The organism is Acidithiobacillus sp. AMEEHan (assembly GCF_030996345.1).
In the GTDB taxonomy this organism is placed as follows: domain Bacteria; phylum Pseudomonadota; class Gammaproteobacteria; order Acidithiobacillales; family Acidithiobacillaceae; genus Igneacidithiobacillus.
In genome coordinates this window covers 1,923,547-1,938,349 of record NZ_CP118747.1, presented here as the reverse complement: position 1 = coordinate 1,938,349, position 14,803 = coordinate 1,923,547, and the positions used below count along the sequence as shown (strand labels likewise).

Here is a 14,803-nt window from a genome sequence, read left to right as displayed (position 1 = left end):
GACCTAGTTTACTGCATCCCGGAGCGCTTTTCCAGCCTTGAACTTGGGCGAGCGGCTGGCAGGGATCATGATCTCCGCTCCCGTGGCAGGGTTACGACCCTTACGTGCCTCACGCTCAGCGACCATAAAGGAACCAAACCCGACCAGGGTCACCTGGTCACCGGCTTGCAGGGCCTCGGTAACGACCTTGATCGCCGCATCGAGGGTGCGGCTGGCTGCAGCGCGGGATACGTCGGCTTCTTCCGCAATTTTTTCGACCAATTCGGATTTGTTCATATTCCTTGTCTCCTGAGTGTGAACTGTGAGGCTTTACGATTAAGGCTCGAGTTTTATAGCAGGACAAAAAAAGTACTGTCAAGAACACCTGCAAAAATAAACCGCCCCAGATTTGTTTCTGGGGCGGTAGCGAGATTCAGTGCGCCGCACCGCGTTTGCCGGAGCCTTCCTCGGCCGGAACCGCGGTCGCTGCCACGGCACCCTCCTCGTTGGCTGGCAACGGCTCTGGCATGCGCTCCAGGGCAATAGCAAAAACCTCGTCTATCCAACGCACTGGTTTGATGGTCAGAGCATCGCGTACGTTTTTCGGAATATCCTGCAGATCCTTTTCATTTTCCGCCGGGATCAAAACAGTACTGATACCACCACGATGCGCTGCCAGCAGCTTTTCTTTCAGCCCACCGATTGGCAGCACCTCGCCACGCAGGGTAATTTCACCGGTCATAGCCACACTGGCGTGCACCGGGATACCGGTCAGCGCCGAAACCAAGGCCGTCACCATACCGATGCCGGCACTCGGACCATCCTTGGGCGTGGCACCTTCCGGCACGTGAATGTGCACATCCCGATTCTGATAGAAATCCGGGGCGATGCCGAGAATACCGGAACGTGCGCGCACCACACTCATCGCTGCCTGGATCGACTCCTGCATGACATCGCCCAGCTTGCCGGTGATCAGCAGCTTGCCCCGTCCCGGGACAACCACCGCTTCAATGCTGAGCAGTTCGCCGCCCACCTCCGTCCAGGCCAAGCCAGTGACTTCGCCGATGCGATTTTCCTTCTCGGCCTTGCCGAAATCAAAGCGTTGTACGCCAAGATACTTGTCGAGATTGCGCTCGCTGATCTGTATCTTTCGACGTTTTTTGTCAAGAAGCAGCTCCTTGACCACTTTGCGGCAGAGGCGCGCCAGTTCCCGTTCGAGATTCCGCACCCCGGCTTCACGGGTGTAATGACGAATGATGTCCCGGATCACGGCCGTCGAGATGTGGATTTCGTCCTGACGCAACCCTGCCTTCTCGATCTGCTTGGGCAGCAAATACTGATTGGCAATGTGGATCTTCTCGTCTTCGGTATAACCCGAGATGCGAATCACCTCCATGCGATCCATCAGCGGTGCCGGGATATTGAGGGTGTTGGCAGTGGTGACGAACATGACCTCGGACAGATTGAAATCCACCTCCAGGTAATGATCGTTGAAGGTGTTGTTCTGCTCCGGATCGAGAACCTCGAGCAAGGCCGAAGCTGGATCGCCGCGAAAATCCATGGCCATCTTGTCGACTTCGTCGAGCAACATCAGCGGGTTGCGAGTACCTACCTTGGACAGACTCTGCACGATCTTGCCGGGCAAGGCGCCGATGTAGGTGCGCCGATGCCCACGGATTTCCGCTTCATCGCGGACACCGCCCAAGGACATACGCACGAACTTGCGCCCCGTCGCCTGCGCGATGGAACGGCCCAGACTGGTCTTACCCACTCCTGGTGGGCCCACCAGACAGAGAATCGGACCATGACTATTGCCGACCCGCTGCTGCACCGCGAGGTATTCCAGGATCCGCTCTTTCACGTCTTCCAGGCCGTAGTGATCAGCATCCAGGATCTCCTTGGCGTGGGCCAGATCCCGGGTGATCTTGCTACGTTTCTTCCACGGCACGGCAACCAGCCAGTCGATGTAGTTGCGCACGACGGTGGCTTCCGCCGACATCGGACTCATCATGCGCAGTTTTTTGAGCTCTGCCTCGGCCTTGGCGCGCACGTCCTTCGGCATACCCGCCTTCTGGATCTTGCGTGCCAGTTCGTCGGCCTCGTTGCCGCCCTCCTCCGACAGGTCGCCCAGTTCCTTCTGGATGGCTTTCATCTGCTCGTTGAGATAGTACTCGCGCTGACTCTTTTCCATTTGCCGCTTGACGCGACCGCGAATCCGCTTTTCCACCTGCAAGAGATCGATCTCAGACTCCATCATGCCGAGCAGGTGTTCGAGCCGCGCGCGGGTCTCTGCCTTTTCCAGGATTTCCTGCTTTTCCTCGAGCTTGAGGTTGAGATGGGCGGCCACAGTATCGGCCAGACGCGCTGGGTCATCGATGCTGGCGAGGGTTTGCAGGATCTCCGGCGGGATCTTCTTGTTGAGTTTGACGTAGGCCTCGAACTGCGCCTGCACCGAACGCAACAACGCCTCCAGTTCACGGTCGTTGGCCGTACCGGAGCGTACCACCGCAATCTGCGCCCGCAGCGTTTCTTCCGCGGGGAGAAAGGCCTGGATACGGGCCCGGTCGGTACCTTCCACCAAGACCTTCACGGTACCATCGGGGAGCTTCAGCAATTGCAGGATGGTAGCGACCGTGCCCATGCGGAAGATCCGTTCGGGCTCGGGATCGTCATCGGCAGCGTTGCGTTGGGCAACGAGCAGAATCTGCTTGTCACCGGCCATGGCGTCTTCCAAGGCGCGGATGGATTTTGGGCGCCCAACAAAAAGAGGGATGACCATGAACGGAAATACCACCACGTCGCGCAGCGGCAGGACGGGGACGATGAGGGATTCTTCGCTCAGTAGAGAACTTGTTTTGGATTCAGCCACGCTTCACTCCAGGGTAGCGGGGAAGAAAAACTCTCCCCATGGGTGGAGGAGATGGGGACCGACGCCGCCATTTTCAACAGCGTCGGATCGGCACGACTCAGGCAGGGTGAGAAGCATCCACCTTGGTCGCCTCGTCATACACGAGCAAGGGCTGGTTGCCACTCTCCACCACTCCGGCATCGATCACGACCTTGCGAATGCCGGTCATGGAGGGTAGCTCGTACATGGTGTCGAGCAGGATATGCTCGAGAATAGAGCGCAACCCACGTGCGCCGGTCTTGCGCGTGAGCGCCTTCTTGGCAATGGCGCGCAGGGCCTCGGGACGAATCTCGAGTTGGATGCCTTCCAAGGCGAAAAGCTTTTGGTACTGCTTGACGAGGGCATTCTTGGGCTCGGTGAGGATCGTCACCAGGGCGTCTTCGTCCAGTTCTTCGAGCAGGGCGAGGATGGGCAGGCGGCCGACAAACTCCGGGATCAAGCCATAGCGCACCAGATCCTCAGGCTCGAGATTCTCCATCATCGTGGCGGTAGCCAGATTTTCCTTACCTTTCTTGATCTTGGCACCAAAACCGATACCGCCCTTCTCCAGACGGCTGGCTACGGCCTTTTCCAGACCGGCAAAGGCACCGCCGCAGATGAAAAGGATATTGCGCGTATCGACCTGCAAAAATTCCTGCTGCGGATGCTTGCGGCCACCCTGCGGCGGCACCGAGGCCACCGTGCCCTCGATCAGCTTGAGCAGAGCCTGCTGCACTCCTTCCCCTGACACGTCGCGGGTGATGGAAGGGTTTTCGGACTTGCGGGAAATCTTGTCGATCTCATCGATATAGACAATGCCCGTCTGCGCCTTCTCGACGTCATAATCGCATTTTTGCAGGAGCTTCTGGATGATGTTCTCGACATCTTCGCCGACATAGCCAGCCTCGGTCAGCGTCGTCGCGTCCGCCATGGCGAACGGCACGTTGAGCAGGCGCGCGAGGGTCTGCGCCAGCAAGGTCTTACCCGAACCGGTAGGGCCGATGAGCAGGATATTGCTCTTGTCGAGCTCCACATCGGCACCGGAGCCGCCATGCTCGAGACGTTTGTAATGGTTATACACCGCCACCGACAGGACCTTTTTGGCAACATCCTGACCAATAACGTAATCATCCAGGGTCTGGCGAATCTCCATCGGCTTGGGCAGCTTCTGCTCCTTGCCGCTGGCGGTTTCGTCCATGGATTCATCCTTGACGATGTCATTACATAGCTCAATACACTCGTCGCAGATAAAGACGTTGGGTCCGGCAATCAGCTTGCGTACTTCGTGTTGCGTTTTGCCACAAAAGGAACAACAGAGGTTCTTGTCACCACTGCTCTCATTTTTTCCAGACATCGCTACACTCCTGCCTGTCTTCAGGCACTCTCGTCATCGCCCCGGTGGGTAATGACGGCATCAACCAAGGAATATTCTTTCGCTTCATTGGCAGACATGAAGAAATCCCGATCGAGATCCCGCTCGATACGCTCTTTTTTCTGACCGGTGTGATGCACCAGGATCTCGTTCAGGCGCTCGCGAATCCGCAGGATCTCTTTGGCGTGGATGTCGATGTCATGCGCTACCCCCTGAAAACCTCCCGAGGGCTGATGTAACATGATCCGCGCATTGGGAAGGGCGTAACGCTTACCCTCGGCACCCGCAGCGAGAAGCACTGCCCCCATACTGGCCGCCTGCCCCACGCAAACCGTGCTGACCGCGGGGCGGATGAACTGCATGGTATCGTAAATGGCCAACCCTGCGGTCACCGAACCACCCGGGCTGTTGATATAGAGGGCAATATCCTTTTCCGGATTTTCCGCTTCCAGAAACAGGAGCTGGGCCACCACCAGATTGGCCATCATGTCTTCGACCGGGCCAACCAGAAAAATGACCCGTTCTTTGAGCAGGCGCGAGTAGATATCAAAGGCGCGCTCGCCACGTCCGGTCTGCTCGATGACCATGGGAACATAACCTAGCGCCCGCGTTTCCAGCATATTTTCGTCCTGCAATACCCGCTTCATCACCACTGCCCTCCAGGTTATCCTGCTTCAGCCCTCGCTGCCCGTGGCAGCGCGAGCACCAATCAGGTCCTGAAACCCGATTTTCTGTTCCTCCACTGTAACACGCTCCAGCAGCCAGTCCACTACCGCATCCTCGAGGACCATCGATTCGAGGTTTTCCATCCGTTCCCGATCCTTGCGGTACCAGGCCATGAACTCGCGTGGGTCTTCGTACTGCTCGGCCATTTCCGCCAGGGCCTGCTCCATTTTTGCGCTTGCTGCACGCAGTTGCTGTTGCCGCGCCAGCTCGGAGAGGATCAGACCCAGGCGCACGCGCTTTTCGACTTCGGCATACTGCTCCGCACTGAGTTCACCCTCCCGACCCTGCTTTTGCCGTTCTGCCTCCTGCGCGAGCAGCGCCTTGGGCACTTCGAATGAATTGACAACCAGCACTTCCTGCAGCAGCGCTGCCTTGAGCTGCTGACGGCTGAGTCGCTCGGCTTCGCGCTGCAGATTGGCACGCACCTCCTCCCGCAGGGTCGCCACGTCGCCGTCCTCGATCCCCAGGGAGCGCGCAAACTCACTGTCCAGCTCGGGCAGTCGCGGCTCGGCAACGTCCTTCATCCGCACCAGAAAATCCGCTGTCTTGCCAACCAATTCAGCCACCGGATAGTCCACCGGGAAGGGGACGGCAATCCGCTTTTCCTCTCCTGCAGACATCCCCACCAAGGCATTCTCCATCTCCGGCAGCAAACGTCCCGCGCCGATGAGGACCGGATAATCATCCATGCTCCCGCCGGCAAAGGGTTCGCCATCGATCTTGCCCACGAAATCGATCAATACGCGATCTTGTGACTGCGCCGCCCGCGCTACCGAGACGTAGTCTTGGCGCTGCTGGCGCATGACCGTGAGCGTGCGCTCGACGTCTTCGTCGGTGATTTCCACCACTTTGCGCGTCAGTAAGGCGCTGGGCGTCTGCGGGGTAAACTCCGGGTAGACTTCGACCACGGCGGTAAAGATCAGGTCCTGCCCCGGCGCTCCCTGTTCAACGTTGACCTCGGGCCGCGCCACGGGACGCAGTTCGTGGCTGCGCAGGGCGTTGGCGTAATGTTCGTTGATCAATTCGTCAAAGGCCTCAAGCAGGGCATCACGTCCGAACTGGCGCTCGACGACCGGCATCGGTACCTTGCCCGGACGGAAACCCGGCAGGCGGGCATGCTTCGCCTTGTGGCGCAGGGATTCTTTGTAATGTGCTTCGACGTCGGCGGCGGGCACCGTAAAACGCATATGCCGCTGCAATGGCGCATCGGCGGGGGTATTCAACTCCATGACTTGATCCTTTCTCTGCAATGTTTCCATGGCCACGGGTCCATCCTAAGACCTTGACCGAATTTGCTCAACTTCAACGTAAGCCGCGACTACCGGGCTTGACCGCCGGTGAAGCCGTGGCACAGAGAGGGCAGTTGGCCGCCTCCCAGGTCTGCACGGGCAAACGAAGCAGCGGATAATACGGTACTCCGTCGAAATCCGAAATGCCCCCACTGCTACGGTCGATGATTGCCGATACCGTCACCACTTTTGCGCCGCTGGCCTGCACGACGGCGATGCACTCTCTAGTGGAGCCGCCAGTGGTGGTAATGTCTTCGACCACCAGCACTCCTTCCCCGGGATCGAGGGCAAAGCCGCGACGCAAGGTCATCTGTCCGCCTTCCCGCTCAGTGAAGAAGGCGCGCACCCCCAAGGCCCGTCCACACTCATGGGCAACGATGACCGCGCCCATGGCCGGACCGACAACCGCGGTGATCTGCGTGCGCAGTGCCGCGGGGATACCGGCGACCATTGCCTCGGCAACCTGCGCCGCATGCTCGGGATACTGCAACACCCGAGCCGATTGCAGATAGGTATCGCTGTGCAAACCCGAGGAAAGCAAAAAGTGACCGTGCAGGAGTGCGCCGTCCTGCTCGTAGAGGGCGACGAGCTGATCGGCACTGAACATTGGCTTCGACATTTTTCGATTCTCCAAAATAGGGGCGAATTACGCGACACCTGCCGCGGCTATATCAGCAATGATCGAGGCGACGACGGCAGCAGGATCGGGGGCAGCCGTGATCGGTCTTCCGATCACCAGGAAATCGGAGCCTTGCGCCAGAGCCTCGGCGGGTGTGAGGACACGCCGCTGGTCATCCCGGGCAGAGCCCGCCGGACGAATTCCCGGTGTGACGCGTAGCAATGCTGGCAGTTCCTGCCGCAATTGCCCGGCCTCCTGGGCAGAGCAGACGACGCCGGCAAGCCCGGCATCCGCCGCCAGCGCTGCGAGCCGTCGCACCTGCTCGGCGGGCTTGCTGTGGCAGCCAATCTCTTCCAGATCGGCAGCGCCCAGACTGGTGAGGACAGTGACAGCAATCAGCAGCGGCGGTGCCGCGCTGACGGACACGGCGTCCCGCGCGGCTTCGAGCATCGCCCGCCCGCCGCTGGCATGCACATTGAGCATCCATACCCCCAGCTCGGCTGCCGCCCGACAGGCTCCTGCGACGGTTGCCGGGATGTCGTGGAATTTCAGATCGAGAAATACCTGGAAACCGCGTGCTTGGAGTTTTTCCACCACTGTCGGGCCGGCACGGGTAAACAGCTCTTTGCCAACCTTTACCCGGCATTGTTGTGGGTCGAGGCGATCGGCCGTGCTCAGGGCCGTTCGTGCATCAGGAAAATCAAGGGCTACGATGAGTGGGGTCATGCCGCAAGTCCTCCGCTGCGAAAGGTGTCCCAATGGCGGCAGCTAGGGCAGCGCCAATAAAATTCTCCAGTCTGATAGCCACAGTGCTGACAATGAAAGAGGCCGTCGGCAAGGGGTAACTCTACAATCGTTCGCTGCATCCGCGGTACGACTGCGGTGACATCGCCGCCGGCCCGCAGATAGAGCTGCAGTACGACGCGATCATCCCCTTCCTGCAGCTTGTCCTGCAGCAACGCGATGACCGCAGCATCCCCCTCGACTTCACGCACGGCATCTATGAGCCGTGGCAGCAGGAGCGAGGCACTGTCTGCCAGCGCCAGCAACTGCGCGCGCCAGGCGCGACAATCGATCGACGCTTCGCAATTGTGCAGGCTCTCCAGATACGGCACCAGTATTTGCGCCAGCACCGCGAATCGATCAGCTCGCAGCAGTGTCGACCATTGACGCGCCGCAGCTTCAAAATCGCACTGCCCATGGGCAATCCGGCCACGCAGCAGTGCAAGCCGGGGGCATTGCGGGTCTGCCCGCTCCGCTTCACTCAAGTACGCCTCGACGGCTTCCTCGCGACGCAGGCTCTCCTCCGCAAGCTCGCAATAGAGCAGGGCGATGATTCGGTTTTGGCCCATCTGACCATGGTCCCGCAATGCTCGCCGGGTTCGTATGGCCTGCTCCCAGTCGCCCCCCAGCTCATAGACCTCCGCGAGGAGTTGGCGTGCCGGCAAGGAGTCACCATCCTTGTGCAACAATTCCACCAGAATCACCTCGGCACGGTTGAGGATCCCTGCCTTGAGATAGTCACGGGCCATTTCCAGCAGAACTTCCTGCTTGCCCAGCACATCCAGCTCTTGCTGATCGAGTAGATGTTGATGCACGCTGAGCGCCCGCTCCAGCTCACCGCGACGTCGGAACATACGCCCCAGGGCCAGCAGAAGTTCGGAGCTCTCGGGGTAGCGGCGCAGCGCATCGAGGAAGGTTTTTACCGCCTCGTCGTTGCGCTCACCGAGAAGGTGCCCCAAGCCTTGCACATAGGCACGAGGCAAAGGAACGGGCGACGGACGGCGGACACGACGGGCGGAAACCCACCAACCTGCCAGAAAGGCGAGTGGAAGCAGCAGGATCAGGGCCAGGGTCAGCGTACCCATGGCGGAGGCTGCAACTAACTTACGGACGCAGGGGCGTAGTCGACCTGCTCCCGCAACTCCTTGCCGGCCTTGAAATGCGGTACCCGTTTTTCCGGCACTCGCACCGATTCGCCAGTACGCGGATTGCGCCCCACCTTTTCCGGACGAATATGCAGGGAAAAGCTCCCGAAGCCACGGATCTCGATCCGTTCATCCTGTTGTAACGCGTCACTCAAATATTCGAGAATATGGCGGGTGGCATTTTCAATGTCCCGTGGCGGTAACAGTGGGTGTTTCGCACTGATATATTTGATCAATTCCGACTTTGTCATTGGCAATCCTCCCAGTCCACAGAAAAGAAGCAGGCCATCGGACGCAACTCATCGATGGCCCAACAAAAGGCGAACTCAGCCCTCTTCTTCCTGCTTACGCTTGAGCTGCTCCTTGATCAGGTCGCCAAGGCTCGTAGTGCCGGTTGCGGCGCTGCGCGCATACTGCTGCACCAGGGCTGCCTGATCTTCCGACGACTGGCTGTGCACCGCTTCGCGCGCCTTGCTGCCCAGGGTCAAGCTGCGGTTTTTCCGATCGACCACGGCAATCGCGACGCGCACCGGGCTACCCTCCTGCAGCTGCGTACCTTTGGCGATCTCGCGCGTGGGCAGGAATCCTTCGACCCCTTCGGCCAGACGAACCAGGGCACCTTTACCGTCGACGCTGATGACTTCACCGTCGAGCAACTCGCCCTTGTCATTTGCTGCCACAAACTGAAGGAACGGATCGTTTTCGAGCTGCTTGATACCCAGACTGATGCGCTCCCGCTCGGGATCGATGCTGAGCACGACGGCATCCACCGAATCGCCTTTCTTGAAGTCGCGAACAGCCTCTTCTCCAGGGCGATCCCAGGAAAGGTCGGAGAGATGGATGAGACCGTCGATGCCACCGTCCAGACCGATGAACACGCCAAAATCGGTAATGCTCTTGATCTGCCCGGATACCCGGTCGCCCTTCTGGAAGTTGTCGGAGAATTCTTCCCAGGGATTTGGCAGGCATTGCTTGATACCAAGAGAGATACGGCGACGCTCTTCATCGATGTCAAGAACCATTACTTCCACTTCCTGACCCAGGTGCAAGGCCTTGGCAGGATTGACATTCTTGTTGGTCCAATCGATCTCGGAGACATGCACGAGGCCTTCGACTCCATCCTCGATTTCGACAAACGCGCCATAGTCGGTGATGTTGGTGACCTTACCAAAGATACGGGTGTGCTCGGGGTAACGACGGGCAATGTCCTGCCAGGGATCGGCACCCAACTGCTTCATGCCGAGGGAAATACGGCCCCGTTCCCGATCAAACTTGAGGACGACCACCTTGACTTCGTCACCAGCATTGACCACTTCACTGGGATGCTTCACCCGACGCCAGCCCATGTCGGTGATGTGCAGCAGGCCATCAATGCCGCCCAAATCGATGAATGCACCGTAGTCGGTGAGGTTCTTGACCACACCCTGCAGAATCGCGCCCTCCTGGATGCTTTCCAGCAGCTGGCCACGCTCGGCACTCTGCTCCTGCTCGACCACCGCACGCCGCGAAACGACGACGTTGTTGCGCTTGCGGTCGAGCTTGATGATCTTCATCTCCAGCTCTTTGCCTTCCAGATAGGCAACGTCCCGCACCGGGCGCACATCCACCAAAGAGCCGGGCAGGAAGGCGCGCACACCGTCGATACTGACCGTGAAGCCGCCCTTCACCTTGCCGGTGAGGAAGCCCTTGACCACAGCATTGTCGGCGAAGGCCGTCTCGAGCTCTTCCCAGGTCTTGGCACGACGCGCTTTTTCGCGCGACAAGCGGGTTTCGCCCATGCCATCTTCGACGGACTCCAGACAAACCTCTACCTGGTCACCAACCTGGACTTCCAAGACACCCTCGGTGTTGCGGAACTGTTCGGCAGGGATGGGACCTTCGGATTTGAGGCCGACATCAACCATGACGATGTCGTTATCGACCCGGGTCACGGTACCGACGAGCAGGTCTCCAGGCTTGAGGCCCTGAGAGCTTTCACTTTCGGCAAAGAGTTCGGCAAAACTCGGTTCGGACTGCACTTCACTGTGTAGGGTGGTCATAAAATTCGCTAAACCTCGTGATGGAGCGCTGCTCTGCCCCGATACATTCTGTAACTGCCATCATTGGCAACAAAAAAACTCCCCGAGGGTGTCACGCGCCCACCCTTCGAGGACCCGGTAAGTCTGTTCAATGGTCTGACCGCTGTTGTCCAGAATACGCGCCTCCGGTGCGGGCACCAGAGGCGCTACACTGCGCTCGCGATCACGTCGATCGCGCTCGGCGATCTCCATTTCAACCTGCGCGAGAGTAGCACTAGCGCCCTGTTCTAGCAACTGTTTTAGCCTCCTCTTGGAACGCTCTTCGACACTTGCAGTGATAAATACCTTGAGGGGCGCATCAGCAAACACCACCGTCCCCATATCGCGGCCATCAGCTACCAGTCCGGGCGGGCGGCGAAAATCCCGCTGCCGCTGCAGCAGCGCACGACGCAGTTCCGGAATCACGGCCAGTTGCGAGGCGCGCTGTCCCGCCTCGGCACTACGTATTTCCTGAGTGACATCCTCGCTATCCAGGAAGGCATGGGTCTCACCGTCCTGCTCCGCAAAATGCAGCGGCAAATCCCGCGCCAGAGCAATCAGTGCCGCTTCATCCAGAGGCTGCGCTTGCAGCAGGCCGGCTCGCGCCGCCGCCAAGCCCATGGCGCGATAGATCATGCCACTGTCGAGCAGATGCCAACCGAGGCGCGCCGCGAGCAGTCGGCTGAGGGTACCCTTGCCGACGCCCCCGGGGCCATCGATGGTAATGACCGGAACGTCGCTCATGGGTTCACCTGCGCCAGATCCAAACCGGCCTGCCGGGCAAGCTCGGGAAACGTGGGGAAGGAGGTAGCGACATTCTCGCAGTCCAGAATCTGGATCGGTTCCTGTGAACGCAGGGCGGCCATGGCAAAGGACATGGCAATGCGATGATCACCATGGCTGTCGACGGTTCCGCCAGTAAGACTGCCACCGTGGATCAGCGCGCCATCGGCGCTCTCCTCCACCTTGATTCCCAGACTACGCAGCCCCGCTGCCATCACTGCGATGCGATCGCTTTCCTTCACGCGCAGCTCTGCGGCTTCCCGCACCCGCGTCTGGCCTTCGGCACAGGCAGCAGCCACGAAAATCGCCGGGAATTCGTCGATGGCCAAGGGCACCAGACGCGGCGGAATATCGATGCCCTGCAGCTTGGCCGAGCGCACCCGGATGTCTGCCACCGGCTCGCCGCCTACTTCGCGCAACTGGGTGAGATCGATGCGCGCACCCATCCGCGTAAGGATCTCGATCACTCCGGTACGCGTGGGGTTGATACCGACATTCTCGAGCAAGAGATCAGAATCCGGGGCAATGGTAGCGCCGAGCAGAAAAAAGGTCGCGGAGGAGATGTCTGCCGGCACGTCGATGGCCTGCCCCTGCAGTGCGCCCCCACCTTGCAGACACGCACGTAGGGGTTCCTGCTCCAGTGTATAGCCAAAGCCGCGTAGCATACGTTCGCTGTGATCCCGGGTCGGCGCCGGTTCCTGTACGCAGGTGCGACCCTCGGCATAGAGTCCGGCGAGAAGTATGGCGGATTTTACCTGGGCACTGGCCATGGGCAGAACGTAATCGATGCCGTGCAGAGTGGCGCCCTCGATCTGCAGCGGCGCCCTGCCCTCCTTGGACGTGATCCGTGCCCCCATGGCCTGTAATGGATCAATCACCCGCCCCATGGGACGACGCTGCAGGCTTTCATCCCCCGTCAGGGAGCTGGCAAAAGGCTGCCCGGCGAGGACTCCGGCAAGCAGGCGCATGGCGGTTCCGGAATTGCCGCAATCGAGGGGAGCCTGCGGCGCCTGCAGACCGCGCAAGCCAACCCCGTGGATGCGTAGCCAGCCCTCGCGCGGGCCCTCGATCTCTACCCCCATGGCGCGAAAAGCAGCAATGGTGGCGAGGACATCGGCGCCCTCGAGCAAGCCGCGGACTTCCGTGACCCCTTCGGCCAGGGCGCCGAGAATGACGGCACGATGGGAAATGGATTTATCCCCCGGGACACGCAGGCGGCCACGCAGGGCACCACCGGGCTGGACGAGATACTGCATGGTCTGCCTCATGACGAAGGAAAGCGAAAACGGGAGCGGGCCTCTTTTCCGCGACTCAGGCTGGTGAGCACCGGGGCGGGATCTTCCCCTGCCAAGGCTTCGTCGAGCTGCGCTAGGCGTTCTTGCAGACGCAGAAGTCGAGCTCGTACCGCGGCGCGATTCTGCCAGAGGATATCCGTCCACAGATGGGGATCACTAGCGGCGATACGACTGAAGTCCCGCAAGCCACCGCCCGCCAAAAGCGCCAGATCGGGTTCGTCACCGAGAAGATCGAGATAGGCAAAGGCGAGAAGATGTGGCAGATGGCTGGTGGCTGCCAGAGCGCTGTCATGGGTCGCGACATCCAGGTGCAAGACTTCGGCGCCGAGGGCTGTCCAGAACTGCGTCAGACGCTCATCAACTTCTAGATCGGTCACGGAACCCTGGCAGAGAACGCAGCGGTAATCGCGGTAGAGCTCCGCGTGCGCCGCGGCAAAACCATGCTGCTCGGCGCCGATGAGGGGATGCGAAGACAGATAACGGGCCCCGAGCAGCGCCTCTCCTTGAGCAACAAGATTCGCTTTGACACTCGCCAGGTCCGTGACGGTGGCAGTGGATGGCAATTTCTCGGCCGCAAGGGCGAAATACGCTGGCAAAGCCGCTGGTGGCACCGCCAGAATCAGGAGATCGACCGTGCCGAGGGGGAGCTGCGCGGGACTTTCGCAAAGCGCGTCGAAAACCGCGCCATAGGGGCCTTGCGCGGCCTGGGCGAGTTCGAGGTCCGCTGCCGAACCGCCTGCACCCTGCAAGACCCCGGTATATCCAAGCGCCCGCAGCGCCAGGGCCAAGCTTCCCCCCATCAGCCCCAAGCCGACGATGGCGATGCGCTGGAAGGGGAAAGCCGTCATTTCAGAGGCTGCGACCGATGGCCTCGGCGAGTTTGCGCAAATCCGCCATCAACGTCGCCAACTGTTCGGGGCTCAGGGCCTGATCGGCATCGCACCAAGCCTCTTCGGGACAAGGATGGGATTCGATGAGCAGACCATCGGCCCCGGCAGCAATGGCCGCCTTGGCCAGGGCAGGCACCAACCAGGCCTTGCCGCCGGCATGACTGGGATCGACGATGACCGGCAGATGGGTTTCCTTTTTGAGGAAAGGGATGGCCGTCACGTCGAGAATGTTGCGGTAACTGGTCTCGAAGCTGCGGATGCCGCGCTCGGCAAAGATGATGCGATGGTTACCATGGGCGGCGATGTACTCCGCTGCCATCAGCCACTCCTTGACCGTGGCCGCCATGCCACGCTTGAGGATGACCGGCACCTGCAGGCGCCCGACTTCTTTCAGCAGATCAAAATTCTGCATGTTGCGGGTGCCAATCTGGATGACATCGACGCGCTTTTCGAGGAACAGATCGATCTTGCGCACATCCATGAGCTCGGTAACGATGGGCAAATCGTAGGCGTCAGCGGCATCACGGAAGTAGTCGAGGCCTTCGTCCCCCACCCCCTGAAAGGTGTAGGGACTGGTGCGCGGCTTGAAGGCGCCACCGCGCATCAAGCGACAACCGGCGGCCTGTACCGCCGCTGCGGCCTGACGCATCTGCTCCGGCGTCTCCACCGAGCAAGGCCCGGCGATCACCTGGATTTGCGAACCACCAAAGGGAATACCGCGCACTTCGACAATGCTGTCGGAGGCCTTGAATTCGCGGCTGACGAGCTTGTAGGGTTTAAGTATGGGCATGACCTGTTCCACAGCGGGCAAGGACTCGAGCATTCCCTCGGCAATCAGTCGTTCATCGCCGATGAGGCCGACCACGGTGCGCTCCGAACCATTGCTCACCATGGGCTGCAAACCCAATTCGCGGATGCGCCGCAACAACTGTTCCCGTTGTTCCTCAGTTGCCTGGGGCTTGACGATGACGATCATGA

At 60.1% G+C, this 14,803-nt stretch carries 13 protein-coding genes and 1 pseudogene; all 14 read right to left on the bottom strand.

The window, feature by feature from the left end; genetic code table 11:
- Positions 1-3: 3 nt before the first annotated feature.
- Positions 4-294: pseudogene (locus ORD17_RS10020) on the bottom strand (HU family DNA-binding protein); the annotation flags it as partial.
- 118 nt (positions 295-412) lie between these two features.
- Positions 413-2,803, bottom strand: a complete 2,391-nt coding sequence (lon, locus tag ORD17_RS10015; RefSeq protein WP_374693410.1) for an endopeptidase La — start codon at positions 2,801-2,803, stop codon at positions 413-415.
- 142 nt (positions 2,804-2,945) lie between these two features.
- Positions 2,946-4,220: an ATP-dependent Clp protease ATP-binding subunit ClpX gene (gene clpX, locus ORD17_RS10010; RefSeq protein ID WP_308388363.1), complete on the bottom strand. Its 1,275-nt coding sequence runs from the start codon at positions 4,218-4,220 to the stop codon at positions 2,946-2,948.
- 20 nt (positions 4,221-4,240) lie between these two features.
- Complete coding sequence (clpP, locus tag ORD17_RS10005) at positions 4,241-4,885, bottom strand: ATP-dependent Clp endopeptidase proteolytic subunit ClpP (RefSeq protein WP_308390090.1); 645 nt, start codon at positions 4,883-4,885, stop codon at positions 4,241-4,243.
- 27 nt (positions 4,886-4,912) lie between these two features.
- Positions 4,913-6,193, bottom strand: a complete 1,281-nt coding sequence (gene tig / locus ORD17_RS10000) for a trigger factor (RefSeq protein WP_308388362.1) — start codon at positions 6,191-6,193, stop codon at positions 4,913-4,915.
- A 73-nt stretch (positions 6,194-6,266) separates the two neighbouring features.
- Positions 6,267-6,872, bottom strand: coding sequence for an orotate phosphoribosyltransferase (pyrE, locus tag ORD17_RS09995; RefSeq protein WP_308388361.1), 606 nt, complete (start codon positions 6,870-6,872; stop codon positions 6,267-6,269).
- Positions 6,873-6,899: 27 nt separating this feature from the next.
- Positions 6,900-7,598 (bottom strand): orotidine-5'-phosphate decarboxylase, encoded by a 699-nt coding sequence (gene pyrF, locus ORD17_RS09990; protein WP_308388359.1) that lies wholly within the window; start codon positions 7,596-7,598, stop codon positions 6,900-6,902.
- Positions 7,595-8,740, bottom strand: a complete 1,146-nt coding sequence (locus tag ORD17_RS09985) for a tetratricopeptide repeat protein (RefSeq protein ID WP_308388358.1) — start codon at positions 8,738-8,740, stop codon at positions 7,595-7,597. Before ORD17_RS09985 ends, pyrF begins: the two co-directional genes overlap by 4 nt.
- Before the next feature lie 14 nt (positions 8,741-8,754).
- Entirely contained in the window at positions 8,755-9,051 is a 297-nt protein-coding gene (locus ORD17_RS09980; protein ID WP_215871834.1) for an integration host factor subunit beta, read from the bottom strand.
- Between the two features lie 75 nt (positions 9,052-9,126).
- Positions 9,127-10,839 carry a 30S ribosomal protein S1 gene (gene rpsA, locus ORD17_RS09975; RefSeq protein ID WP_308388355.1) on the bottom strand — a complete coding sequence of 571 codons (1,713 nt, stop codon included), beginning with the start codon at positions 10,837-10,839 and terminating at the stop codon, positions 9,127-9,129.
- Positions 10,840-10,899: 60 nt separating this feature from the next.
- Entirely contained in the window at positions 10,900-11,601 is a 702-nt protein-coding gene (cmk, locus tag ORD17_RS09970; protein ID WP_308388354.1) for a (d)CMP kinase, read from the bottom strand.
- A complete protein-coding gene (gene aroA / locus ORD17_RS09965) occupies positions 11,598-12,896 on the bottom strand; it encodes a 3-phosphoshikimate 1-carboxyvinyltransferase (RefSeq protein WP_308388352.1) in 1,299 nt (432 codons plus the stop codon). Before aroA ends, cmk begins: the two co-directional genes overlap by 4 nt.
- Before the next feature lie 8 nt (positions 12,897-12,904).
- Entirely contained in the window at positions 12,905-13,783 is an 879-nt protein-coding gene (locus ORD17_RS09960) for a prephenate dehydrogenase/arogenate dehydrogenase family protein (RefSeq protein ID WP_308388351.1), read from the bottom strand.
- Between the two features lies 1 nt (position 13,784).
- Complete coding sequence (gene aroF, locus ORD17_RS09955) at positions 13,785-14,801, bottom strand: 3-deoxy-7-phosphoheptulonate synthase (protein ID WP_308388349.1); 1,017 nt, start codon at positions 14,799-14,801, stop codon at positions 13,785-13,787.
- Positions 14,802-14,803 lie beyond the last annotated feature (2 nt).